Source organism: Mesorhizobium sp. L103C119B0 (assembly GCF_000502235.1).
In the GTDB taxonomy this organism is placed as follows: Bacteria; Pseudomonadota; Alphaproteobacteria; order Rhizobiales; family Rhizobiaceae; genus Mesorhizobium.
Genome location: NZ_AYXE01000015.1, coordinates 1 through 23,691, shown reverse-complemented (window position 1 = coordinate 23,691; position 23,691 = coordinate 1). Strand labels below are relative to the sequence as shown.

Annotated in this window: 20 protein-coding genes, 1 tRNA gene and 2 pseudogenes; 11 read left to right on the top strand and 12 right to left on the bottom strand. The window is 62.1% G+C overall.

Going from position 1 to position 23,691, the window contains the following annotated elements:
* Positions 1-2: 2 nt before the first annotated feature.
* From X728_RS143990 to X728_RS144005, 4 genes are all read right to left on the bottom strand, one after another.
* On the bottom strand, positions 3-1,028 hold the full coding sequence (locus tag X728_RS143990) for an esterase-like activity of phytase family protein (protein ID WP_023832495.1): 1,026 nt from the start codon (positions 1,026-1,028) through the stop codon (positions 3-5).
* Positions 1,025-2,923, bottom strand: coding sequence for a cobaltochelatase subunit CobT (gene cobT / locus X728_RS143995; protein WP_023706318.1), 1,899 nt, complete (start codon positions 2,921-2,923; stop codon positions 1,025-1,027). The genes X728_RS143990 and cobT overlap by 4 nt, the downstream gene beginning before the upstream one ends.
* A gap of 11 nt (positions 2,924-2,934) precedes the next feature.
* Complete coding sequence (gene cobS / locus X728_RS144000; RefSeq protein WP_023670677.1) at positions 2,935-3,921, bottom strand: cobaltochelatase subunit CobS; 987 nt, start codon at positions 3,919-3,921, stop codon at positions 2,935-2,937.
* 123 nt (positions 3,922-4,044) lie between these two features.
* On the bottom strand, positions 4,045-4,674 hold the full coding sequence (locus X728_RS144005; RefSeq protein ID WP_032887126.1) for a J domain-containing protein: 630 nt from the start codon (positions 4,672-4,674) through the stop codon (positions 4,045-4,047).
* Positions 4,675-4,842: 168 nt separating this feature from the next.
* On the opposite strand from X728_RS144005, the gene X728_RS144010 reads away from it, so the two are divergent.
* A complete protein-coding gene (locus X728_RS144010; RefSeq protein WP_023670675.1) occupies positions 4,843-5,145 on the top strand; it encodes a BolA family transcriptional regulator in 303 nt (100 codons plus the stop codon).
* A gap of 11 nt (positions 5,146-5,156) precedes the next feature.
* Here the strand turns inward: X728_RS144010 and X728_RS144015 are convergent, their stop codons facing one another.
* Entirely contained in the window at positions 5,157-6,710 is a 1,554-nt protein-coding gene (locus X728_RS144015) for an acetolactate synthase large subunit (protein WP_023701378.1), read from the bottom strand.
* Between the two features lie 536 nt (positions 6,711-7,246).
* On the opposite strand from X728_RS144015, the gene X728_RS144020 reads away from it, so the two are divergent.
* The 3 genes from X728_RS144020 to X728_RS144030 are packed head-to-tail and all read left to right on the top strand — an operon-like array spanning position 7,247 to position 12,081.
* Positions 7,247-9,196 (top strand): PrkA family serine protein kinase, encoded by a 1,950-nt coding sequence (locus X728_RS144020; RefSeq protein WP_023832493.1) that lies wholly within the window; start codon positions 7,247-7,249, stop codon positions 9,194-9,196.
* A 17-nt stretch (positions 9,197-9,213) separates the two neighbouring features.
* A complete protein-coding gene (locus tag X728_RS144025) occupies positions 9,214-10,521 on the top strand; it encodes a YeaH/YhbH family protein (RefSeq protein ID WP_023685368.1) in 1,308 nt (435 codons plus the stop codon).
* Positions 10,522-10,530: 9 nt separating this feature from the next.
* Positions 10,531-12,081, top strand: a complete 1,551-nt coding sequence (locus X728_RS144030; RefSeq protein WP_023685369.1) for a SpoVR family protein — start codon at positions 10,531-10,533, stop codon at positions 12,079-12,081.
* A 41-nt stretch (positions 12,082-12,122) separates the two neighbouring features.
* Here X728_RS144030 and X728_RS144035 read toward each other — a convergent pair whose 3' ends face one another.
* Genes X728_RS144035 through X728_RS144045 form a run of 3 tightly spaced genes read right to left on the bottom strand, consistent with a single transcriptional unit; the run spans position 12,123 to position 14,757 of the window.
* Positions 12,123-13,019 (bottom strand): HlyC/CorC family transporter, encoded by an 897-nt coding sequence (locus X728_RS144035; protein ID WP_023670669.1) that lies wholly within the window; start codon positions 13,017-13,019, stop codon positions 12,123-12,125.
* Positions 13,016-14,149, bottom strand: a complete 1,134-nt coding sequence (gene aroB / locus X728_RS144040) for a 3-dehydroquinate synthase (protein WP_023694054.1) — start codon at positions 14,147-14,149, stop codon at positions 13,016-13,018. The genes X728_RS144035 and aroB overlap by 4 nt, the downstream gene beginning before the upstream one ends.
* Complete coding sequence (locus X728_RS144045; protein ID WP_023670667.1) at positions 14,146-14,757, bottom strand: shikimate kinase; 612 nt, start codon at positions 14,755-14,757, stop codon at positions 14,146-14,148. The genes aroB and X728_RS144045 overlap by 4 nt, the downstream gene beginning before the upstream one ends.
* A 172-nt stretch (positions 14,758-14,929) precedes the next feature.
* Between X728_RS144045 and X728_RS144050 the strand changes: the two genes are divergently transcribed.
* The 5 genes and pseudogenes from X728_RS144050 (at position 14,930) to X728_RS144065 (ending at position 18,898) form a co-directional block, all read left to right on the top strand.
* A complete protein-coding gene (locus X728_RS144050) occupies positions 14,930-15,082 on the top strand; it encodes a hypothetical protein (RefSeq protein ID WP_023670666.1) in 153 nt (50 codons plus the stop codon).
* A 21-nt stretch (positions 15,083-15,103) separates the two neighbouring features.
* Positions 15,104-16,017 (top strand): annotated as a pseudogene (locus X728_RS01000000167105) (site-specific tyrosine recombinase XerD).
* Positions 16,018-16,105: 88 nt separating this feature from the next.
* Positions 16,106-17,056: an acetyl-CoA carboxylase carboxyltransferase subunit alpha gene (locus X728_RS144055; protein WP_023670665.1), complete on the top strand. Its 951-nt coding sequence runs from the start codon at positions 16,106-16,108 to the stop codon at positions 17,054-17,056.
* 237 nt (positions 17,057-17,293) lie between these two features.
* Positions 17,294-18,589, top strand: a complete 1,296-nt coding sequence (locus X728_RS144060) for a murein L,D-transpeptidase family protein (protein ID WP_023832492.1) — start codon at positions 17,294-17,296, stop codon at positions 18,587-18,589.
* 60 nt (positions 18,590-18,649) lie between these two features.
* A complete protein-coding gene (locus tag X728_RS144065; protein ID WP_027050749.1) occupies positions 18,650-18,898 on the top strand; it encodes a sulfurtransferase TusA family protein in 249 nt (82 codons plus the stop codon).
* A gap of 12 nt (positions 18,899-18,910) precedes the next feature.
* Here X728_RS144065 and X728_RS144070 read toward each other — a convergent pair whose 3' ends face one another.
* Together X728_RS144070 and X728_RS144075 are read right to left on the bottom strand one after the other, a co-directional pair.
* Positions 18,911-20,008: a GTP-binding protein gene (locus X728_RS144070; RefSeq protein ID WP_023815674.1), complete on the bottom strand. Its 1,098-nt coding sequence runs from the start codon at positions 20,006-20,008 to the stop codon at positions 18,911-18,913.
* Between the two features lie 3 nt (positions 20,009-20,011).
* The gene (locus tag X728_RS144075; protein ID WP_023832491.1) at positions 20,012-21,190 is read right to left on the bottom strand and encodes a D-alanyl-D-alanine carboxypeptidase family protein; all 1,179 of its coding nucleotides are present in this window, start codon (positions 21,188-21,190) and stop codon (positions 20,012-20,014) included.
* A gap of 233 nt (positions 21,191-21,423) precedes the next feature.
* Between X728_RS144075 and X728_RS144080 the strand changes: the two genes are divergently transcribed.
* Both X728_RS144080 and X728_RS144085 read left to right on the top strand, forming a co-directional pair.
* Complete coding sequence (locus X728_RS144080; protein ID WP_023699100.1) at positions 21,424-22,587, top strand: M20 aminoacylase family protein; 1,164 nt, start codon at positions 21,424-21,426, stop codon at positions 22,585-22,587.
* Positions 22,588-22,693: 106 nt separating this feature from the next.
* Positions 22,694-22,770, top strand: a tRNA-Arg gene (locus X728_RS144085).
* 278 nt (positions 22,771-23,048) lie between these two features.
* Here the strand turns inward: X728_RS144085 and X728_RS144090 are convergent.
* Positions 23,049-23,459: a TadE/TadG family type IV pilus assembly protein gene (locus X728_RS144090; protein ID WP_023708223.1), complete on the bottom strand. Its 411-nt coding sequence runs from the start codon at positions 23,457-23,459 to the stop codon at positions 23,049-23,051.
* Positions 23,449-23,691, bottom strand: a pseudogene (locus tag X728_RS1000000171100) (pilus assembly protein); the annotation flags it as partial. The pseudogene X728_RS1000000171100 and the gene X728_RS144090, both read right to left, overlap by 11 nt.

Sequence of the window (23,691 nt, the reverse complement as noted above, 5' to 3'; positions counted from 1 at the left end):
TCTCAATCCTGGTGCAGGATGAATTCCAGATAGAGGTTGCGCTGCAGGATCGAGTGGTTGTCGTCCGAGATCAGCGACACCATCAGCGCTCCGTCATCGCGGGTCCAGACGTCGAGTCCTTCCATATTGTCGATCTGGTAGCCCATGTCGGCTTCCATCAGCACCGGTCCGTCGGCAACCGCGCCCTTCTCGACGCTTTCGCCATAGATGCACCTTAGCCGCATCCTGACACCGCCGGCCATCGAGAAACTGCGCTCCAAAAGCAGCAGGTCGCCATCCGGCAGGAAGGCGCCGTCAGTGATGTCGAAATCACCGTTGCGCTTGACCGTGAAGACGCCCTTGTGCGGCCCTTCGATGATGGCGGCATAGATGTTGCCAGCCTTGTCCAAGCTCTTTTCCGAGACCACGACGAGGCCGCCCTCGTGCTGGCCGCTAGGATTGGTGTGGGTGACCGTCTCGAAACCGCGGTTCTGTCGCAGTTCGCGGGCTGGAATCAGAAAATTCAGTTGCTTGAAAGGCGCCGTCATGTTGCTGGGGTCGATCTTGAACTGGGCGACGCGGTGATCGCGCTCGAAGCCGACGGTGGCGATGCCGTCCTTGACTGCAAGGCCCTCGGCATCGACTTCCCATTTCCTGTCGATCGGCCGGCCCTTCTCATCGACCATCTGCTGCATGCGGAAATTCTGGATGCCGGACGGCCGCTTGTCGGCATCATGGGTGATCGAGCCGAAGAACCAGAAGCCCGTATCGGCGACGCCGATGAAATCGCTGCCGGGTTTGACGAACCGAAATGCCGACAGCGCGCCGAAATCGCGCGTCGTCGAGTTCATCTCAAGACCGCCGACGAATTCCAGCGGCCCAAACTGCTTGTCGGCGCTGCCGATATGGAAGGTGGTGATCGGCCGCGCCGGGACTTCGACCGGCTCGACCGCGCTTGGGCCGGCGGCGATGGCCGGCGCAAACGCCATGCCGAACAAGGCAGTGACCGCGAAGAGCATCTGCCGAAACCCGCCGCGCAAAAAAATCATCCGGCGCGCCGGTAGCCGCCGCGGCGTGTATCGCGCACGTTTTCCTCGGCGAACAGCGAGGCCAGCTGCTCGGTCATGGCGCCGGCCAGTTCCTCGGCATCGACGATGGTGACGGCGCGCCTGTAATAGCGGGTGACGTCGTGGCCGATGCCGATGGCCAGAAGCTCGACCGGCGAGCGCGTCTCGATCAGCTCGATGACGGCGCGCAGATGCCGCTCGAGGTAATTGCCAGGATTGACCGACAGCGTCGAATCGTCGACCGGCGCGCCGTCCGAGATCATCATCAGGATCTTGCGCTGTTCGGGCCGGGCGATCAGCCGGTTGTGCGCCCATAACAACGCCTCGCCGTCGATGTTTTCCTTGAGCAGGCCCTCGCGCATCATCAGGCCGAGATTGCGCCGGGCGCGACGCCACGGATGATCGGCGGATTTGTAGATGATGTGGCGCAGATCGTTGAGCCGGCCGGGGTTCGGCGGCTTGCCGTCCTTCAGCCACTTCTCGCGAGCCTGTCCGCCCTTCCACGCCCGCGTGGTGAAGCCGAGGATCTCGACCGAGACGCCGCAGCGCTCCAGCGTGCGCGCCAGAATGTCGGCACAGGTGGCGGCAACCGTGATCGGCCGACCGCGCATCGAGCCCGAATTGTCGAGCACCAGCGTCACCACCGTGTCGCGGAATTTGGTGTCGCGCTCCTGCTTGAACGACAACGGCTGCATCGGGTCGATGACGACACGAACCAGGCGTGCCGGATCGAGATAACCCTCTTCGAGGTCGAAATCCCAGGAACGGTTCTGCTGCGCCATCAGGCGGCGCTGCAGCCGGTTGGCGAGCCGGCCGACGACGCCGGAGAGATTGGCCAACTGCTTGTCGAGGAAGGCGCGCAGCCGGTCGAGTTCTTCCTCCTCGCACAGCTCTTCCGCACCGACCGTCTCGTCGAAGGCGGTGGTGAAAACCTTGTAGTCGATCTCTTTCGGCAGGTTGGCGAAGGGGTTGTCGTTACGGCGCGCCTCGCCCGGCGTCTCGGCGTCCGCATCGTCATCGTCGGAAAGATCGTCGGCGGTGGCGTCGGACGCCTCCGTCTCGGACGACTGTTCGTCATCAGCCGAGGCCTCGGCATCCTCGGACTGCGACTGCTCGGAGCCGGAATCGTCTTCACCGCCCTCCTCGCTCTGCTCCTCGCCTTGCGGCTGGTTGTCGTCATTGTCCTCGGAGTCTTCGGTTTCCTGGTCGTCGCCGAGTTCCTCGGCCATCTCCATGGACGCAAGCATCTCGCGCACGACGCGGGCAAAGGCCTGCTGGTCGCCAAGCTTGGCCGACAGTCCGTCGAGATCGGCCTTGGCTTTTTCCTCGACCCAGGGCCGCCAGAGGTCGACCAGACGCTCGCCGCTCTTCGGGATCGGCCGCCCGGTCAGCTTCTCGCGCACCATCAGCGCCAGCGCTTCCTCGATCGGCGCGTCGGCCTTGTCCTTGACGTCGACAAGGTTGGCCTTGGCGTATTTGTCCTCCAGCATCGAGCCGATATTGTCGGCGACGCCTTGCATGGCGCGGCTGCCGATCGCCTCGACGCGGGCCTGTTCCACGGCGTCATAGATCGAGCGCGCCAGCTTGCCTTCCGGCGCCAGTTTGGTGTGGATGCGCTGATCGTGGCAGGCGCGCTTCAGCGCCATGGAATCGCCCAGGCCACGAGTAATCGCGATGTCTGTCTTGGACGCTTTCTTCGGCAGTTCGGGCAGACGGGCGCGGCTGCCGGCGAGCGCCGGGCGGTCCTTGGCGAAACCGACTTCGAGCTCCTTGTCGCCGGCGATGGCGCGCATGCAGACGGTGACGGCACGCTTGAAGCTGTCGGCTTCAGACCCCGTCTTCGACTTGTTGCGCGTGTTGTCGCCCGGACCCGCCATCGAGGCTCTGCTCAGCCCAGCACCACGTTGGCGGCGCTCTCGGGCAGGTCCTCGCCGAAGGCGCGCTGGTAGAACTCGGCCACCACCGAACGCTCCAGCTCGTCGCACTTGTTGAGGAAGGTCAGCCGGAACGCCATGCCGATATTGCCGAAGATCTCGGCATTTTCGGCCCAGGTGATGACGGTACGCGGGCTCATCACGGTCGACAGATCGCCATTGATGAAGGCCGAGCGCGTCATGTCGGCGACCCGCACCATCTTGTTGACGATGTCCTTGCCCTTGCCGTCGCGATAGTGCTTGGCCTTGGCCAGCACGATGTTCACCTCATTGTCGTGCGGCAGGTAGTTCAGCGTGGTGACGATCGACCAGCGATCCATCTGCGCCTGGTTGATCTGCTGCGTGCCGTGATAGAGGCCGGTAGTGTCGCCGAGGCCGACCGTGTTGGCGGTCGAAAACAGCCGGAACGCCGGATGCGGTCGGATGACCCGGCTCTGGTCGAGCAGCGTCAGGCGGCCCGACGATTCCAGCACGCGCTGGATGACGAACATCACGTCCGGACGGCCTGCATCGTACTCGTCGAAGCAGAGCGCGACATTGTGCTGGTAGGCCCAGGGCAGGATGCCGTCGCGGAATTCGGTGATCTGCAGGCCATCCTTGACGACGATGGCGTCCTTGCCGACGAGGTCGATACGGCTGACATGGCTGTCGAGGTTGACGCGCACGCAGGGCCAGTTAAGGCGGGCGGCGACCTGTTCGATATGGGTCGATTTGCCGGTGCCGTGATAGCCAGACACCATGACGCGGCGATTGTAGGCAAAGCCGGCAAGGATCGCCAGCGTCGTCGCCTTGTCGAACAGATAGTCCGGATCGATGTCCGGCACATGTTCCGAGGTCACCGAATAGGCCGGCACCACCATCTTGGACTCGAAGCCGAATTTGTCTTTCACCGACACCGTCGTGTCGGGCAAATTGGCGATGTCGCGATCGACCTTGTTCATCTCTATCCAAGTCTCCACTGGCGAAATGCCTGATTTCGCCGGCAATCGATTTTGTCCGGGGGCGGTCTTAGAGCCTTTTCCACCCTTATGAAAGTTGGAAAACGACACGAACCGTTAGGTTGCTCAGCACAAACCCGCCTGCTTGAGCACGCGATAGGCCTGCAGCACATCGCGGAACCGGTCTTCCGAACCTCTATCGCCGCCATTCGCATCCGGATGGTGGCGCTTCACAAGTTCCTTATAGCGCGCCTTGATGTCCTTGCCAGTCGCCTTTGTATCAAGGCCAAGCGTTTCCAGCGCCTTGGCCTCAAGCGGCTTGGCCTTGCGTTCGCGCGCCTCGCGCGGGTCCTTCGGCCCTTTGAACAGATCGAAGGGATCGCGCATGCGGTTGTAATAGCCGGCGCGACCGGAACGCTGCTGGGCGAAATCGGGCGAGGAGCGCGTCGAGGCGCCGGCGACGCCCATCTTCCATGTCGGCCGGTGGCCGGTCATCGCTTCCTTCTGGAAGCGGGCTATCTCGGTGTCCGGCACGCCGGAGAAGTAGTTGAAACCCTTGTTGTATTCGCGCACATGATCGAAGCAGAACTGAAAATACTCGCCTTCCTTCATGCGTCCGACCGGCGCCCGGTGGGTACCGGCCTCCTTGCAGCCGTCCCACTGGCAGATCGGCGAGTGCGACTTCAGCTCCGCATCCTTGTCGGGGCGGACCCGAATTTTCTCGAAATATTTGGGGTACGGTTTCATCTCACCCATTTATGGGCTGTTCGCACGTGCGAAACAAGAATTGACATTTTCGCGATCATCGCCCTAACCGCTGAATCGCGGCATAAAGCAGGGCGAATGGCGATTTTTGAGGCGGCCCGGCGGGATCGATCCCGATTTCCCGATCACGCCTTGCAGATATGGTGAAGGGAGATGGCGATGTCCATACAGGCGACGATGGAAGACAAGCTGAACAAGGCGTTTTCGCCGGAGCGGCTGGCGATCGTCAATGAAAGCCACCTTCATGCCGGTCATCACCACCACGGCTCCGACGATCACGGTGCCTATGACGGCACCGGCGAGACGCATTTTCGCGTCCGCATCGTCTCATCCGTCTTTGCCGGCATGAGCCGCATCGACCGCCACCGCGCCGTCAACGAATTGCTCGCAGCGGAGCTGCAAGCCGGCGTCCATGCGCTGGCAATCGAACCGGCTGCACCCGGCGAAAAGACCCGTTGGTAAGTCTCTCCGCCTCAGATCACCGCTTCGATGAGAAACGGTCCCGGACGCGACAGGGCACTGTCGAGCAGCGCGTCGAACCGCTCGCACGTGTCGGCGCGGGCCGCCTCGACGCCCATGCCTTTGGCCAGCGCAACCCAGTCCAGCGCCGGATGGTCGAGATCGAGCATGCGCCTAGCGTTCTCGCCGATCTCATTGACCCCGACATTCTTCATTTCGCCATGCAGGATGGCGTAGGTCCGGTTGGAAAAGATGATGGTCACGACGTCAAGCTTTTCCCTGGCCTGGGTCCACAGTCCCTGCACCGTGTACATGCCGCTGCCGTCGGCCTCGAGATTGATCACCTTGCGGTCCGGGCAGGCGATCGCTGCTCCTGTCGCCATCGGAATGCCGCCGCCGATCGATCCGCCCGTACCCATCATGTAGTCGTGCGGCGCCGCAAAGGCGGATAGCGCGAAGAACCGTCTCGCCGAGGTGACCGCTTCGTCGCAGACGATGGCATTGGCCGGAAGTTTGCGCGCCACCGACAGCGCGATGGCATCGTCCGTCAGTCTGCCGCTCAGCGTCGGTTCGTCTGGAAAGGCGGTTGCGGCGGCGAATTGCTGCGTCGGCTTGATGCCGACCTCGGCAGCCAGCGCCTCCAGCGCCGCTTTCAGATCCTGGCCATGCGCCGCCAGCGAAAGCACCTTGCAATCGTCCCGAACCAGCCGCCCGGGCTTGCCTGGATAGGCGAAGAAGGCAACCGGCTCCTTGGCGCCGACCAGCACCAGCAAGTCGATATCCCGGAGCATGGCCGTCGCCGCATCGACCGGATAGGGAATGCGGGTCGGGGCGAACCGCCCGCGGCCGCGCTGCATGCGGGCGATCAGAACCTCACTGAACAGCCTGACATCGCTTCCCGATGACATTCTCCCTGCGATTTCAAGTCCATCGGCGCGCGCCGCCTGCCCACGCACCACCATGCCGACACGGCCCGGCGCGGCGCGGATTGCTTCGGCGATCGTGCGCACAACAGCCATGTCGACGGCGGGCGGCGGCTCCAGCTTCACCTTGCCAGGCGAAATCGCAGCAACTTCGCCCCAGGCGGCATCCGCAGGCAGGATCAAGGTCGTGACGCCAGGCGGCGTGAGTGAGGCGCGGAAAGCCGCCTCTGCGGCCGGCACAATATCGGCCGGCCCCTTGACGCGGCCAACCCAGTTCGACATCGGCGACGCCAGGCCTTCTATGTCGCTGGTCAGCGGGGCATCGAGCGGCAGATGGTAGGAAGCATGGTCGCCGACAATGTTGATCATCGGGCTGCGCGCACGCCTTGCGTTGTGCATGTTGGCCAAACCGTTGGCGAGACCCGGTCCGGTATGCAGCAACGTTGCTGCCGGGCGGTCGGTCATGCGCGCATAGCCGTCGGCGGCGCCGGTCACCACGCCCTCGAACAGGCCGAGCACGCAGCGCATCTGAGGTTTGCGGTCCAGTGCGGCAACGAAATGCATTTCGGATGTGCCAGGATTGGCGAAGCAGACCGTGACGTCATTGGCCAGGAGCACGTCGCACAGCAGATCGGCGCCATTCATGATTTTCTTTCCCAATCGACAACTCAGGAACAATTGCACCTGTAGCCGCCGGGTCGGCAATGTCCCGCCGGGGCTTTTGGTCTGATCCAGGACGCCTCGCGGGGATCGGGGATCAACCGACGGTCCATTCAGGAAGGCCAGCATCGCGGCGGTCAACGCGTCGCCGTCCTCGCCGAAGTCGTGATTGATCGACATATGCGTGTAGGCGTTGCCGTCGAACAGCGTCACTTCAGTGCCGATGGCGCGCAGGCGTTTGGCAAAGCCCTCGATTGGTCGTCGCGGCCTTCGGCGCGCGAATAGGCGATGAAGGTCGGCGGATGCTTGTGTCCATCGAGATAGCTGGCCGGCGACAACGCCGCCCATCAGCGCCGCAGCACCGGGCAACCCGCCATTCCAGCCACTCCGAATGTTTCCTCCCAAGCCTTCTACCCGGATTGCAGCCACTCTCCTTCATGTGAAGGGAACCAACAATGCTTTCCGACAGTTGAAGGTGATGAGGCGATTGGAATCCAGATCGGCTCCGAGGGCAGAACATCATGCGTGCAACCCAATCCGACGTCTTCGATCTTTTTTCGGAAATTTATGCCAATGCGGCGGACGAAGAGGTCAGCATCCAACAGTATCTTCTTGCCTGTCGGGAAGACAAATCGATGTACGCTTCGGCGCCCGAAAGGATGGTCGACGCAATCGGCGAACCAAAACTGGTTGACACCAGCAAAGACGAGCGCCTCGGCCGCATTTTCGCGAATCGGACCCTCAAGATCTACCCTCATTTTTCTGACTTCTATGGAATGGAGGATACGATCGAGCGCATAGCTGGATATTTCCGCTATGCCTCGCAGGGGCTCGAAGAACGCAAGCAGATCCTCTATCTCCTCGGCCCGGTCGGCGGCGGCAAATCCTCTCTGGCCGAGCGCCTGAAGAAACTGATGGAGCAGCGCCCGATCTACACGCTGAAGGTCGGCAACCAGATCAGCCCGGTTTTCGAGTCGCCGCTTGGGCTGTTCCATCCCGATCACATGGGTGATCTGCTAGAGGATAAATACGGCATAGCCCGGCGCCGGCTGAACGGATTGATTTCGCCATGGGCGGCCAAGCGCCTCGACGAATTGTCTGGCGACATTTCCAAATTCAGCGTCGTCAAGCTGATGCCGTCGCGGCTGCGCCAGATCGGCATTGCCAAGACCGAACCTGGCGATGAGAACAATCAGGATGTCTCGGCCCTGGTCGGCAAGGTCGACATCAGGCAATTGGAAAATTTTAGCCAGTCCGACCCCGATGCCTATTCCTATAGCGGTGGCCTGAACCGGACCACGCAAGGTCTGCTTGAATTCGTCGAGATGTTCAAGGCACCCATCAAGGTTCTGCATCCGCTGCTGACCGCGACACAGGAAGGCAGCTACAACGGCACTGAAAATTTCGGCGCCTTTCCCTACCAGGGGATCATCGTCGCCCATTCCAACGAGTCGGAATGGCAACAGTTCAAGAGCAACAAGAACAACGAGGCGTTTCTTGATCGCATCCTGGTGGTCAAGGTACCCTATTGCCTGCGGATCACCGAAGAGAGGCAGATCTATGAGAAATTGCTGCGTGAGAGCGAGTTGGCCGCCAGCCCCTGTGCCCCTGAAGTTTTGGACATCCTCAGCCGCTTTGCAGTTTCGACGCGCTTGGCCGAGCACGACAACTCGCCGCTCTACACCAAGATGCGCGCCTATGACGGCGAAAATCTGAAGGAAGTCGATCCCAGGGCAAAGTCGGTCCAAGAATATCGCGACGCCGCCGGCGTCGATGAAGGCATGACGGGCGTCAGCACGCGCTTTGCCTTTAAGATCCTTTCGCAGACATTCAACTTCGATAATGAGGAGGTGGCCGCCGATCCTGTGCATCTGATGTACATTCTGGAGGAGGCGATCAAGCGGGAGCAGTTCCCGAAGGAAGCGGAAGCGGCCTATCTTGAATTCATCAAGTCGGAGCTTGCGGCGCGCTACGCCGAGTTTATCGGCCACGAAATCCAGAAGGCCTATCTGGAGTCCTATAGCGAATACGGCCAGAACCTCTTCGACCGCTACATCGCCTATGCGGATGCCTGGATTGAGGACCAGGACTACAAGGACCCCGACACCGGCCAGATCCTCAACCGGGAGATCCTGGACAACGAACTTTCGCAGGTCGAGAAACCGGCAGGCATCGCCAATCCCAAGGACTTCCGTAACGAGGTGGTGAAGTTCACTCTGCGCGCTCGCGCAAGAAACCACGGCCGCAACCCGTCATGGACCAGCTATGAAAAACTGCGCGAGGTCATCGAGAAGCGGATGTTCGGACAGGTCGAGGACCTCTTGCCGGTGATCAGCTTCGGCTCCAAGCAAGACAGCGTTACGGAAAAGCGCCATAACGAATTCGTACAGCGCATGATCGAGCGTGGCTACACAGAACGGCAGGTACGCCGGCTGGTGGACTGGTACATGCGGGTGAACAAGGCGGGTTGACAGAGCCGGATGGTTCCATGCCGATCTTCATCGACCGTCGCCTGAATCCCAAGGACAAGAGCCTTGGCAATCGACAGCGCTTCCTCAGGCGTGCTCGCGAGGAGTTGAAGCGGAGCATTCGCGATCAAATCCGCACTGGCAGGATCGCCGACGTGGATACCGAGCACGCCGTGCCCATGCCTGAAAGGAAAACGGCCGAGCCGAGCTTCAACGATGACAGGGCCAGCGGACGGCGCCGACACATCCTTCCGGGCAACAGGCATTTTTCCCCTGGAGACCTGCTCCCGAAGCCGCATGGGGGCGGCGCGGCGTCGTCGCCAGGAAACACGGCGTCGGAAGACGATTTTCGTTTCGTGCTGTCACGCGAGGAGGTGCTCGAACTCTTTTTTGAGGATCTCGAACTGCCCGACCTGGTTAAGCTCAATCTCAAGGAAATCCTTGCCTTCAAGCCGCGCCGGGCCGGCTTCGCGGCAACTGGTTCCCCGACCAACATCAATGCCGGCCGCACGATGCGCAACAGCCTAGGCCGGCGCATTGCGCTGAGGCGCCCCACGCAGCAGGAACTGGAGGCGATCCTCCGGGAAATCGTCACGCTTGAGTCGGCCCCGGCCGGCGCGGCGGTGCGCCAGCGCATCGCGGAATTACGCGACGAGCTTGACCGGCTGGAGCGACGGCGCAGGCGAATTGCCTTTGTCGATCCGGTCGATATCCGATTCAACCGCTTCGACGCCCGGCCGGTGCCGAATGCCAATGCCGTCATGTTCTGCCTTATGGACGTGTCCGGATCGATGGGCCAACGCGAAAAGGACTTGGCCAAACGCTTCTTCGTGCTGCTGCACCTGTTCTTGAAACGGCGCTACGAACGCACGGAGATCGTCTTCATCCGCCATACCCATGAGGCGCACGAAGTGGATGAGGACACGTTCTTCTACAACACGCAGAGCGGCGGTACGATCGTCTCCACCGCGCTCGACGAAATGCACCGCATTATCGGCCAGCGCTATCCTGCCAGCGAGTGGAACATTTACGCCGCGCAGGCCTCTGACGGGGACAATTTCACCACCGATTCCGAGCGATGCATAGAGCTCATGAACGGCAAGCTCATGCGCCTGTGCCAGTATTTCGCCTATGTCGAGATCATCGACGAACGCGAGAGCCACATATTCGGTGCTACCGAAAACGGGACGTCGCTTTGGCGCGCCTACAGTACGATCGAGCTGAAATGGCCCAACTTCCAGATGAGCCGCATCGCTGCTCCCGCGGATATTTACCCGGTCTTCCACCGGCTCTTCGCCAGGCAGCCGGTGGCCATCAAGAGCGCTTGAGAGAGAGAGATGGTCAGGCGAGCCAACGAAACGAATTTGTTGTTTTCCGGTTCCGACTGGAATTTCGAGAAATTATCGCGGGCTTTTGAAGAGATCGAGGCGATCGCGGTCGACGAGTTGCATCTCGATACTTACCCGGTCCAGATGGAGATAATCTCCTCCCAGCAGATGCTCGACGCCTACTCATCTATCGGCATGCCACTGATGTATCGGCATTGGTCGTTCGGCAAACATTTCCTTCACCAGGAGCTTCTTTACCGTAAGGGTGGTCGGGGGCTGGCCTATGAACTGGTCATCAACTCCAATCCCTGCATCGTCTACCTCATGGAGGAAAACACCATGGCCTTGCAGGCCCTTGTGACGGCCCACGCGGCGCTTGGCCACAATCATTTCTTCAAGAACAATCATCTGTTTCAGCAATGGACCGACGCCGGGGCAATCCTGGGTTATCTGGACTTCGCCAAGGGCTACATCGCCCGGTGCGAGGAGCGGCACGGCCTTGCAGCAGTGGAGGCTATTCTCGATTCCGCCCATGCGCTGATGGAACAAGGGGTGTTCCGCTACCACCGGCCGCCAAAGCTCTCGTCGGAGCGACAGCGCGAAGGGCTTCGCGAGCGCCTCGAATACGAAGAGCGCTCCTACAACGATCTGTGGCGCACGCTGCCGCCGTCGCAGAACAAAAACAAGTCCGGCAATGAGGATCAAGGGATGGCGGAGCGCAAGAGATCGCTCAACCTTCCCGAGGAAAACCTCCTTTATTTCCTCGAGAAGAACAGCCTGATCCTGGAACCCTGGCAGCGCGAGATCATCAGGATCGTCCGCGTCATCGCGCAATATTTCTACCCGCAGCGACAGACTCAAGTCATGAATGAAGGCTGCGCCACCTTCGTGCATTATACGCTCATGAACATGCTATTCGATCGCGGCCGGATCGGCGAAGGTGCCATGCTCGAAATCCTGCGCAACCATTCGAACGTGATCTTCCAGCCGGCCTTTGACGATCCCCGGTTTTCAGGCATCAATCCCTATGCCCTCGGCCTCGACATGATGCAGGACATACAGCGCATTTCGACCGAGCCGACGGCGGAGGACCGCGACTGGTTCCCGGACATTGCAGGACATGGCAACTGGCGCGAGGTCCTGCTTGAGGCCTGGGCCAACCACCGCGACGAATCCTTTATCCGCCAGTACCTCAGCCCGAGCTTGATCCGAAAATGGCGGTTCTTCGTGCTTGGCGATGGAGCCGACCAACCGCATTTCGAAGTCGCCTCGATCCACAACGAACGTGGCTATCACAAGATACGGGCCGAGCTAGCCCACGGTTACGACCTTGGAGCGAATCGGCCGGACATCCAGGTGATTGATGTCGACCTGCTCGGCGACCGGCAGTTGCGACTGCAACACAGGGTAAAGGATGGTGTTGTGCTCGAAGGGGCCAGCCGTGACGCGACGCTGCGCCATGTCCGCAGCCTCTGGGGCTACGAGGTCAGCCTGGTCGCAGTTGACGCTCAAACCGGTGCGACCATCCACGAACGGTCTACGAGCCAGATCGCGGCATAAGCTCGGCAAAGAGCGTCATGTGGCGGGCCTGCTCGGTACCTTTAAGATTCGCCCGCCGGCCTGATCCTGATTCTGGCGATCCGGTTTTTGTCGCGCTTCATCACCACGAAGCGCTTGCCGTGGAAGGTGAAAGCCTGCTTTTCCTCGGGGATCGACTGCGTCTCGTGGATGACCAGGCCGGCAATGGTGGTCGCTTCCTCGTCAGGCAGGTTCCAGTCGAGCGCCCGGTTGAGATCGCGGATCGGCACGGTGCCGTCGACGACCACGGAACCGTCCGCCTCCTGCTTCACGCCCTGAATGTCTACATCGTGCTCGTCGGCGATCTCGCCAACGATCTCCTCGATAATGTCCTCCAGCGTCACCAGCCCTTCGACCTCGCCATATTCGTCGACGACGATAGCGAAATGCGCCTTGGCGCGCAGGAAGGCGTTGAGCTGTTCCTGCAGCGTCGTGGTGTCGGGCACGAACCAAGGCTTCGAAGCGATCTTCATCACGTCGATCCGGGAAAAGTCGTTGCCGACCTCGTTCAGCGCTCGCAGCAGGTCCTTGGCGTGCAGCACGCCGACAATGTTGTCGAGAGAGCCTTTCCACAACGGCATGCGGGTGTGCGGGCTTTGCAGGATCTCGCGCACCACCGCTTCCGGCCCATTGTCGGCATTGACCGAGCGCATATTGGTGCGGTGGACCATGATGTCGGAGACTTCGAGCTCGGCGAGATCGAACAGCCCGCCGACGCGGTCGCGGTCCTCACGCACCATCTGGCCGTCGCGGCGGAAATCGTCGACCGCGCCGCGCAACTCGTCCTGTGTCGAGCGCTGCGGCTCGATGCGCGACAGCTCATAGCCGAACATGGCAAGCAGGCGCGTGCGCACGGCCAGGACCAGCAGGATGAGGATGGCAAGGACGGCGACGACGGTCCAGCCGGGCTCGTTGATCATCGCTGCCGGCTTTCCTGGCCCGGGTGGTTCTCCCTGAGGAACGAAAGCACTTCCGACGCCGGTACATCCTTGGCAATAAAAGCCTGGCCAACGCCGCGCGTCAGGATGAAGGTCAGCGCGCCGCGCGACACTTTCTTGTCCTGGGTGATGAAGCCAAGCAGCGCCTCGGCATCGGGCAACTCACCAGGGATGTCGGCCATCCGCCAGGGTAGACCGACGGCGCGAAGATGCGCCTCCACGCGCGCCGCGTCGTCCGGGCTGGCCAGATTGAGCCTTGCGGAAAAGCGGTGCGCCAGCGCCATGCCGATGGCGACGCCTTCGCCATGGACGAGGCGGGCGCCATCATACTGTGTGGCGCCTTCCAGCGCATGGCCGAACGTGTGGCCAAGATTGAGCAGTGCGCGGTCGCCGGTTTCGAACTCGTCGCGGGCGACGACATCGGCTTTGGCGCGGCAGGCCTCGGCAATCGCCTCCGCCCGTTCCGCACCACCGGCGAACACCTTTTCCCAGTTCGCTTCCAGCCAGGCGAAAAACGCCGGTCGGTCGATCAACCCGTATTTGGCAAGCTCGGCATAGCCGGCGCGAAATTCGCGGATCGGCAGCGTGTCGAGCACTTCGGTGTCGGCCAGCACCAGCTTCGGCTGATGGAAGACGCCGACCAGATTCTTGCCGCGCGGGCTGTTGATGCCGGTCTTCCCACCGACCGAGGAATCGACCTGCGCCAGCAGCGAGGTTGGAATCTGGACGAAATTCATGCCGCGGCGCACGATGCCGGCGGCAAAGCCGGTCAGGTCGCCGATGACGCCACCGCCGAGCGCAATGACGACATCGCCGCGCTCCAGCTTGGCGGCGAGCACGCCGTCGACCACCTCTTCGAGATGGGCAAAGCTCTTGGTCTTTTCGCCGGCCGGCAAAGTGATGACGGCAGGCTGGATGCCGCCTGTTTCCAGACCGGCCTTCAGCGCGTCGAGATGTGCCGCCGCGACATTGTCGTCGGTGACCACCGCCGCCCTCGTGCCGGGCAGGCGGCGCGAAATCTCGGCGCCGGCGCGCGCCAAAAGGCCAGGGCCGATCAGGATGTCATAGGCACGCTCGCCAAGGCCGACCTCGACAGTGACCGGTTCGCTCACAGCCGCACCTCGCCTGGCGCAGTCGGAGCCGGAATGCCGAAATGCCCGCACAGCGCGTCGACAACCTCCGTCGCAATGACCTCCTTGCGGTCGTCGCGTGTCGGCACGGTGATGTTGGACGTGGCATAGACCGGGTAGCGCTCGCCCATCAGTCGCTCGAGCACGGCGCGCGGATCGGCGCTTTTGAGCAACGGCCGGTTCTGCTTCTTGGACACGCGTTCCATCAATAGGTCGATCTCGGCCTTCAGCCACACCGACACGCCATGCCCGGCGATCGCTTCCCGCGTCTGCGCATTCATGAACGCGCCGCCGCCGGTCGACAGCACCTGCGGCCCACTCTCCAGCACGCGCAGGATGACGCGCTGCTCCAATGCCCGGAATTCGGTCTCGCCATAGCGTTCGAACAGTTCCGGCACCGTCATGCGCGACACGGTTTCGATCTCCTGGTCGCTGTCGACGAAGGGCAGCGACAGCATCGTCGCCACCTTGCGGCCGATCGCCGTCTTTCCGGCGCCCATCAGGCCGACAAAGACGATCGAGCGGCTGCCCAGCCTGTCGAGCAGCGCGGCATGGCTATCGCCGGGAGGATTTGCTGGTAACGCGTTCATGAGACCATGCTGTTTCTAAGCCGTCTTTGCCGGCGTATCGACATCAAAAGCCCGTTTGCGTCAAGCACAGCGCCTTTCGCACGCAGAGCCCTTCGTCCTTGAATTGACGGAATTAGCGTCCCATAAGGACACAGGGCTTGGAATCGCAGAGCAAGAAGACGGGCGAAGATTGATGCCGACACTGTTCCGCTTTGTCGTGACGATGATGATTCTTGCCGGCATTGCCTATGGTACGATGGTGGCGTTGGCGATGTTCGTCGAGCCGAAAAAAGCCGAAATCACCGTGCGCATTCCACCGGAAAAGCTGAACCCCAAGAAAAACTGACCCAAAACTGACCCCTGGAACATGAACAGCGCGGCTCGCATCGAAGCCTTTCTCGAGATGATGAGCGCCGAACGCGGTGCCGCTGCAAACACGCTGTCTTCCTACCGCCGTGATCTCGAAGACGCTTCGCAGCAGATTGCCGGCGGGCTTGCCGCTGCCGCCGCAGCCGACATCCGCGCCTATCTCGACGATATCGCGGCGCGCGGCTTTGCGTCGACGTCGCAGGCGCGCAAACTGTCGGCGATCCGCCAGTTCTTCAAGTTTCTCTACGCCGAGGGCTTGCGCGGCGACGACCCGACCGGCACGCTGGACAGTCCGAAAAAGGGCCGGCCGCTGCCCAAGACGATGAGCGAGGCCGATACCGGTCGGCTGCTCGACCGCGCCGCGCTTGAGACAGGCGATGCCGTCAATGGTGACCGGGTGGCTGCACTGCGCCTGCACGCTTTGGTGGAGGTGCTCTATGCCACCGGCTTGCGCGTCTCCGAACTAGTCGGCCTGCCGGTGACCGTCGCCCAGCGCGACGACCGCTTCTTCATGGTGCGCGGCAAGGGCGACAAGGAGCGCATGGTGCCGCTGTCGGCCAAGGCCCGCACGGCGATGCGGGCTTGGCTCACAGCCCGGGCCACGGTGCCGGCTTTCGCCGACAGCCCGTTTCTGTTCCCGGCCGCCGGCGACAGCGGCTTTCTCTCCCGGCAGGTCTTTGCCCGCGATCTCAAAGGCCTTGCCGCGCGGGCCGGCATATCGGCGGCGAAAATTTCGCCGCATGTGCTGCGCCATGCTTTCGCCAGCCATCTCCTGCAGAACGGCGCCGATCTCAGGGCGGTGCAGCAGCTGCTCGGCCACGCCGATATCTCGACCACGCAGNGATTTACACGCATGTGCTGGAAGAGCGGTTGGTGCGGCTGGTCAACGATCATCATCCGCTTGCCGACTAGGCCTCATATCGCTATGTGAGGGCAACGTGCCCGCGCGGAGCCTACATCTGCGCGATGTTTGCCTTCCGACGCATCGGTCCGCTCAAGAATGTACAATTACCTCGATTTCGAAAAGCCGGTGCAGGACCTTGAACTCAAGATCCTCGAGCTGAAGAAGCTTGCCGAGAATGGCGAGGCGGTCGATGTCGGCGACGAAATCAGCCGGCTCGAGAAGCGCGTGCGCGACGCGCTGCGCGACATCTACAAGGCGCTGACGCCGTGGCAGAAGGTGCAGGTCGCGCGCCACACCGACAGGCCGCATTGCCTCGACTACATCAAGGGTCTGTTCAGCGATTTCACGCCGCTCGCCGGCGACCGCAATTTCGGCGAGGACCAGGCGATCATCGGCGGCTTCGCCCGATTCCGCGGCGAACCGGTGGCCGTCATCGGCCAGGAAAAGGGCTCCGACACGGCGAGCCGGCTCAAGCACAATTTCGGCTCGGTGCGCCCTGAAGGCTACCGTAAGGCCGTGCGGCTGATGGAACTTGCCGACCGCTTCCAGATTCCACTTCTGACGCTGGTCGACACCGCCGGCGCCTACCCCGGCGTTGGCGCCGAGGAACGCGGCCAGGCTGAAGCCATCGCCCGTTCAACCTCGGCCTGCCTCGGCCTCAAAGTGCCATCGATTTCGGTCGTCATCGGCGAAGGCGGTTCGGGCGGCGCCATTGCGATCGCCACCGCCAACCGCGTCTACATGCTGGAACACGCCATCTATTCGGTGATCTCGCCGGAAGGCGCTGCCTCGATCCTGTGGCGCGACACCACGCGCTCGAAGGATGCGGCGACCAACATGAAGATCACCGCCCAGGACCTTCTGGAAATGAAGATCATCGACGCCATCATTGCCGAGCCGCTCGGCGGCGCCCAGCGCGCGCCCGAAACGGTGATCGCCGCCACCGGCGACCTCATTGCCAAGACGATGAAGGAATTTGCCGGCGCCAATACCGATTTTCGCGAGCAGCGCCGCGAAAAATACCTGGCGATGGGCCGCAGCCTCTGATTTCGGCGGGCAACGCACCGCAATGTGGCGTCAAGGAGCAATTTCGCCATAAAAATGCCGCCGCATTCGGCTCAATAAAAAATCCGTGACACCGGGCGAATTGCCGTGGGGGACGCCGTCCGACGCTTGCGGTAAGGAATTTTCAAGGTTAACGGGCTTAGGGTGTCCGTCAGTGTTCAGCATACAGGACCGGGCGCTATCCGGCCCGTGACGCGAGAAAAAGACATAGCCGTATCCATGTTTACCAAGCTTGCCCGCACCGCACTTCTGATCGCCGCGCTTGGCGTTGCCGGCTGCAACGATTCCTCTATGAAGAATTTTGCGCCGGAAGCCAGCAAGCCGCTGCCGGACAAGATCCTGGCCGACATGAAGGCCAAGGGCATGATCCGCACCTCGTCGGTGATGGCTCGCATCTTCAAGGAAGAAGGCAAGCTCGAAATCTGGAAGGCCAAGACCACCGGCCGCTACGAGATGGTCGCCAGCTACGACATCTGCAAATGGTCGGGCAAGCTCGGCCCGAAATACACGGAGGGCGACCGCCAGGCGCCGGAAGGTTTCTATACGGTCCGCCCGTCGCAGATGAATCCGCGCTCGAACTATCACCTGTCCTTCAACATCGGCTATCCCAACGCCTATGACCGTGCCAATGGCCGCACCGGCGCCAATCTGATGGTGCACGGCGCCTGCTCGTCGTCGGGCTGTTATTCGATGACCGACCCGCAGATCGAGCAGATCTACGCTTTTGGTCGCGATGCCTTCCAGGGCGGCCAGACCGAGTTCCAGATCCAGGCGTTCCCATTCCGCATGACCGCCGCCAACATGGCGCGCTACCGCAACGACCCGAACTATGAGTTCTGGAAGATGCTGAAGGTCGGTTACGACAATTTCGAGATCACCAAGGTGCCGCCGAAGGTCGATGTCTGCGACAAGCGCTATGTCTTCAACCAGGTGGCGCCTGAGGGCACGACATTCGATCCGACTGGCGCCTGCCCCGCGACCACGCAGCCGGATTCGCTGAAGAGCGCACTCAACGCCTATCAAAGCAGCTATGACGCGGCCTTCACAGGCGCGGTCAAGGCCAGTGTTCCGGCGCCCAAGCCGACCATTGCCGGCATCAAGGAAGCCAGCATCGTTTCCGACTGGTCGAAGCGCCGCGCCCGGGGCGAGCGCGTGCCGATCGAACCGCCGTCGCTGAATTCCGACGGCACGTTGACCGAGACGGCGCGCATGGGCCGCATCGATTCGCCCGCCGGCCGCAAGATGGCGGCGCTGGACGCAGAGAAGGAAGCCAAGCGCAAGGCCGAGGAACAGCGGGTTGCTGCCATCGAGGCTGCGAAAGCCGCCAAGGCCCAGGCACTGGCTGAAAAGCAAGCCGCAAAGGCCCAAGCGCTGGCCGAAAAGGAAGCAGCCAAGCAGGCCCCCCAGCAGCCGGTCGCCACTGCGAGCGTCGAGGCGGCGCCTGCAGAACCGCCGGCGGACGAAAGCCGGATGTCGAAGATCAAGAACAAGCTGCTAGGCATGTTCGGCGGCTGAGGTTTTTCGCCTTGCCGATGCATGTCGCCCAAAAGTGCGCAGCGGTTTTGGGACAAAGACATGCATGAAGACAAACAAACAAATCACACCGCGATCTATGACCTCAAGGGCCTGAACTGCCCCCTGCCCGTTCTCAAGGCGAAAAAACGCCTGGCGGCAATGCAGCCGGGCAGCCGGCTTTGGCTGGAGACCACCGACCCGCTGGCGGTCATCGACATCCCCGCCTTTTGCGCCGACGCTGGCCACCAGCTTGTTGAAACATCAGCCGTCAGCGGCGGCCACCGCTTCCTGGTCGAACGCGGCGCATAGCGAGCCTGACAATCAGCCCCCGGCTATCGCCAGCGGATTGCTCTCCAGCGCCGCGCGATCCGGCGTGTCGATCGACGGCCGGTTGGTGAAGGCGGAAAACAGCCGGCGCACATAATCTTCCGGCATATCGAGCGTGATCAGCACCAGCCTGGTGCCGCGTTGGCCGTCCGGCCAGGCCAGCAGCCGCGCCGGCGGATGCAGGATCTTCTGCACCCCGTGGACGACAAGCGGCCGCGACGGGTCCTCCGCAAGCTCGATGACGCCCTTCATCCGCAAAAGCTTGTCGCCATGCGCAGAACGCAGCAGGTCGAGGAACATCTCGATCGCCGAAAACGGCACCGGGCCGTCATGGACCAGCGAGTAGGAGCGCACGCGGGAATCGTGGCAGTGGTGGTGCTCATGTTCGCCGTGATCATGATGATGGTGGTGCTCATGGGCGGCTTCTTCGCCGAGCCAGCGCCGGACATCGGCGGATTTGGTCGCCGGATTGTAGAGGCCGCAATCGAACAGCGCCGTGACGCCGGTTCGGCCGTCGCCGGCCTCCAGCACCACGGCGCCTGGATTGAGCTGATGGAGTCGCGTTCGCAAAGCATCGACGTCGCCGGGATCGCTGGCCAGATCGACCTTGGTCAGCACGATGCGATCGGCGACCGCCACCTGCTTGACCGCCTCGACATGGCCGTCGAGCGTCGCATTGCCGTTGACCGCGTCGACCAGCGTGATGACGCCATCAAGTCGGAAGGCCTGCACAAGGGCGGGATGCGCCATGATCGACTGCAGCACCGGCGCCGGATCGGCGAGCCCGGTGGTTTCGACGACGACGCGGGCAAGGCGGGCGATACGGCCGGTCTGCAGCCGGTCGACGAGGTCAGCCAGCGTATCGACCAGTTCGCCGCGCACCGTGCAGCACAGACAGCCGTCGGACAACTGGATGATGCCGTCCGAGGCCTGCTCGACCAGCAGGTGGTCGATCGCCACCTCACCGAATTCGTTGATGATGACGGCCGTGTCGACCAGTGCCGGATCTTTGAGCAACCGGTTGAGCAATGTCGTCTTGCCGGCGCCGAGGAAGCCGGTGACCACCGTGACGGGTATCGGAAAGCCAGCCATCGCCTAGTTCGCGGCTTTGACCAGCTGGTCGCCCTGCACCGCGGTTGCCTGGCCCACCGCGGCCGGTTCGGCGCCCTTTGGCGCCGGAATGTCTGGCCGCCAGCTCGGCAGCGGCACATCGGCGTATTCCTGGCCGCCCTGGTCGAGCATCGCCTTCGGCGCCGGCCCGGTGGCGCCGCCGAGGCCCACGGCAACCAGCGTCGGCACGTGGTCGAGCTTTTCCTGATAGGGCGATTTCGGCACGTCGGCACCCTTCGCGGCCACCGGCGGAGCCGCCTCGGACTGCTCGTGCGGCGCCTTCTTCCTGCAGATCTCATCATGCATGTCGTTGGGTGACATTGTATCGCCATAGGAAGGCATGGCCGCGACCGTGAGCCAGTTCGGGTCGGGCGTGGCAAAGCCCTGGTCGAGCAGCCTGGCGGCGGTCTCGGCACGGCTGATCGCCGATTTTTCGCCGAGCACGACCGCGACCAGCGTGCGGCCATTGCGTGTCGCTGAGCCGATCATGTTGAAGCCCGAGGGACAGACGAACCCGGTTTTCATGCCGTCGGCGCCGGGATAGCGCCCGATCAAGAGATTGTAGTTGGAGATCGCCTTCTTGCCGACGGCAAGGCCTTCGATCGAGAACCAGGGGGCGTATTGCGGGAATTCCTTGCGGATCGCCATCACCAGCAGGGCAAGATCGCGCGCCGTCGTATACTGCTCCGGCGAAAACAGTCCGTTCGGATTGACGAAATGCGTTCCGGTCATGCCGAGCCGCGCCGCCTCCGCATTCATGCGAACGGCGAATCCGGCCTGCGAGCCGCCTATGTTTTCGCCGATGGCCATGGCGATATCGTTGGCCGATTTGACCAGCATCATCTTCAACGCATTGTCGAGCCGCATCACCGAGCCCGGCTTGAAGCCCATCTTGCTCGGCGGTTCGCCCGCCGAATGCTTGGTCACCTTGATCGGTGAATCGAGCTGGACCTCGCCGGCGGCAATCGCCCGGAAGCTGACATAGGCGGTCATCAGCTTGCTCAGCGAAGCGGGATACCAGCGCTTGAATGCGTCCTGGTGCTGCAGAACCTTGCCGCTGTTGAGGTCGAACAGGATCACCGGATTGGCCAAAGCTGGCCCAGCCAGCATGGGTAGCGCCAAGCCGCCCGTTAGCAGTAATTTGAGGATATGGCTGTGCCGCATCATGGAATCCGAAATCGCCTCTTGCCGTAGTCGCCCCTGGCTCCGTAAGATTTCGTTACGCGATGGCCAGCATGACCTGATCCGGCCCTCAATTTCCGGATCACATTGTCTGGGGTGCTATTTACCCTATGTGACGCCAAGATGGCAAAGTGCCAAGATGGCAACAAGCATGGCAATCACAATTGCAATCAAGCAGGCCAGATCGTCTGCTCCAACAGCGAGATGGAACCATTATGCCGATTCTCAACCGCGCCGCCGAGATGCAGGATGAAGTTGCCGGCTGGCGACGCCATCTGCACCAGACGCCAGAACTGAATTTCGATGTCTTCAAGACCGCCGCCTTCGTCACCGAGAAGCTGAAGGAATTCGGCTGCGACGACGTGGTGACGGGCCTCGGCAAGACCGGCGTCGTCGGCATCATCCATGGCCGCAAGGGGCAAGGCGCGACCATCGGCTTGCGCGCCGACATGGACGCGCTGCCGATCAACGAGATCACCGGCAAGCCCTATGCCTCGACCATTCCTGGCAAAATGCATGCCTGCGGCCATGACGGCCATACGGCGATGCTTTTGGGCGCCGCCAAATATCTGACCGAAACGCGCAATTTCGCCGGCTCGGTCGCGGTCATCTTCCAGCCGGCGGAAGAGGGCGGCGGCGGCGGCAACGAGATGGTCAAGGACGGCATGATGGAGCGTTTCGATATTTCGCGCGTCTTTGGCATGCACAACATGCCGGGCCTGCCGGTGGGCCAGTTCGCCATCCGGCCGGGCCCGATCATGGCGGCGACCGCCGAGTTCACCATCACCGTGAAGGGCCGCGGCGGCCATGCGGCGATGCCGCACGGCACGATCGACCCGATCGTCATCACCAGCCAGTTGGTCGGCGCCCTTCAGACGGTCGCTTCGCGCAGCACCGATCCGGTCGAGGCGGTGGTGGTTTCGGTGACGAAGTTCCACGCCGGCGACGCCTACAACGTCATTCCCGAGACCGCCGAGATTGCCGGCACGGTGCGCACACTGAAGAAAGAGATCGCCAAGAAGTCGGAAGAGCGCATCCGCACCATCTGCGAAGGAATAGCCACGGCCTTCGGCGCGACGATCACTGTCGACTATGACGCCAACTATCCCGTGACCTTCAATCATCCGGAAGAAACGGTCTTTGCCGGCGATGTCGCGGCACATGTCGCCGGCGACACCCAGGTCCACCGCGCCATCCAGCCGGTGATGGGCGGCGAAGACTTCTCCTACATGCTGGAAGCCCGACCTGGCGCCTTCATCTTCATCGGCAATGGCGAGACCGCCGGCCTCCATCATCCGGCCTACGACTTCAACGACGAAGTCATACCGCACGGCATGAGCTACTGGGTGAAACTGGCCGAAACGGCGCTGGCAGCCTGACCTGCCCCGACGAAAGGCCGGCCGATTAGCCTTCGGCCGGCCTCTTCATTGCCTTCGGCGAGCCTCTTGGCGAAACGATCGGAAGCGGCTATGTGTCGGGCCGCGTGGTCCCGTAGCTCAGTAGGATAGAGCGGCAGATTCCTAATCTGTAGGTCACAGGTTCGATTCCTGTCGGGATCACCAGCAAGATCAAAGGCTTGGTGACTGAGATAGCCTGTCGGCATGTTGCAGCACTGATGGACTGGTTTTCGGTGATTTTCACGGACGCGACCAAGCAAGCAGCCTGACTTTAGTTCCATAGAAAAAGTCCATCCCTGAGGTCTCAGGAGCGAGCTTTAAGCATCTACAGCCGCGAAGAGAATCGACCTCTTGCAAGTACAATTCCAGATCGAGCGATGGTTCCCAGTCGATCCGTTACCGTCTGAGTTCGGCGCCGCCAACTCAACGAAGCCGGCCGTATCCTAGCTGGCAACCAGGGGCACCGTGACGGTCGTGGCGTAATTTATCGGATACTGGTCGAAATACGGGAAAGCGATGACGAAGGCATAGCTGGCGGTCAGATGCGCCATCTTGAAACCGCCGCTGGCAGGGTCGGTCGCGATCGTCACAATGACGTTCTTCAGACCCAGGTTCACCAATTTCTGCGTGGCGATGGCCTGGATGTCGCTCTGCGAAAGCGTGTTGTTCAGCTGCAGCGCCCGAGAAGAGGTTTCCAGCGTATAGCGGACGGTCGACACGGCATTCATGGCCCAGCCGAAGGCGAAGATTCCGAACAAAAGCATTACCAGGAAAGGCGCGATCAAGGCGAACTCCAGCCCGGCTGCGCCGGAGCAGTCACGGCGCCATCTGGATCCGATCCTTTCAGCGGACACGGATCACCTCCTGATGGCTGATCGCGCGCGGGTCCGGGAAGACACCGAAGTTGAACGGGGGCACCCAGGTGCCCGTGGCCGTTATCTGGACGAACACGGTCGGCAGCTTCGTTCCGCCGCAAATGGTGGTCGCATCCACGACCGTGGCGCCGCACAAATAGGAGCGGACCAGCACGACCGCGGCGTCCTCGGGCTTGTCGTTCCAGCTCGAAAGCGCGACCGCCTGCGTTCC

What these genes read in the sequence shown, in the direction of transcription:
- X728_RS143990 (WP_023832495.1), bottom strand. Translation starts at nt 1,028, where the DNA reads ATGATTTTTTTGCGCGGCGGGTTTCGGCAGATGCTCTTCGCGGTCACT.
- cobT (WP_023706318.1), bottom strand. Translation starts at nt 2,923, where the DNA reads ATGGCGGGTCCGGGCGACAACACGCGCAACAAGTCGAAGACGGGGTCT.
- cobS (WP_023670677.1), bottom strand. Translation starts at nt 3,921, where the DNA reads ATGAACAAGGTCGATCGCGACATCGCCAATTTGCCCGACACGACGGTG.
- X728_RS144005 (WP_032887126.1), bottom strand. Translation starts at nt 4,674, where the DNA reads ATGGGTGAGATGAAACCGTACCCCAAATATTTCGAGAAAATTCGGGTC.
- X728_RS144010 (WP_023670675.1), top strand. Translation starts at nt 4,843, where the DNA reads ATGTCCATACAGGCGACGATGGAAGACAAGCTGAACAAGGCGTTTTCG.
- X728_RS144015 (WP_023701378.1), bottom strand. Translation starts at nt 6,710, where the DNA reads ATGAATGGCGCCGATCTGCTGTGCGACGTGCTCCTGGCCAATGACGTC.
- X728_RS144020 (WP_023832493.1), top strand. Translation starts at nt 7,247, where the DNA reads ATGCGTGCAACCCAATCCGACGTCTTCGATCTTTTTTCGGAAATTTAT.
- X728_RS144025 (WP_023685368.1), top strand. Translation starts at nt 9,214, where the DNA reads ATGCCGATCTTCATCGACCGTCGCCTGAATCCCAAGGACAAGAGCCTT.
- X728_RS144030 (WP_023685369.1), top strand. Translation starts at nt 10,531, where the DNA reads ATGGTCAGGCGAGCCAACGAAACGAATTTGTTGTTTTCCGGTTCCGAC.
- X728_RS144035 (WP_023670669.1), bottom strand. Translation starts at nt 13,019, where the DNA reads ATGATCAACGAGCCCGGCTGGACCGTCGTCGCCGTCCTTGCCATCCTC.
- X728_RS144045 (WP_023670667.1), bottom strand. Translation starts at nt 14,757, where the DNA reads ATGAACGCGTTACCAGCAAATCCTCCCGGCGATAGCCATGCCGCGCTG.
- X728_RS144050 (WP_023670666.1), top strand. Translation starts at nt 14,930, where the DNA reads ATGCCGACACTGTTCCGCTTTGTCGTGACGATGATGATTCTTGCCGGC.
- X728_RS144055 (WP_023670665.1), top strand. Translation starts at nt 16,106, where the DNA reads ATGTACAATTACCTCGATTTCGAAAAGCCGGTGCAGGACCTTGAACTC.
- X728_RS144060 (WP_023832492.1), top strand. Translation starts at nt 17,294, where the DNA reads ATGTTTACCAAGCTTGCCCGCACCGCACTTCTGATCGCCGCGCTTGGC.
- X728_RS144065 (WP_027050749.1), top strand. Translation starts at nt 18,650, where the DNA reads ATGCATGAAGACAAACAAACAAATCACACCGCGATCTATGACCTCAAG.
- X728_RS144070 (WP_023815674.1), bottom strand. Translation starts at nt 20,008, where the DNA reads ATGGCTGGCTTTCCGATACCCGTCACGGTGGTCACCGGCTTCCTCGGC.
- X728_RS144075 (WP_023832491.1), bottom strand. Translation starts at nt 21,190, where the DNA reads ATGCGGCACAGCCATATCCTCAAATTACTGCTAACGGGCGGCTTGGCG.
- X728_RS144080 (WP_023699100.1), top strand. Translation starts at nt 21,424, where the DNA reads ATGCCGATTCTCAACCGCGCCGCCGAGATGCAGGATGAAGTTGCCGGC.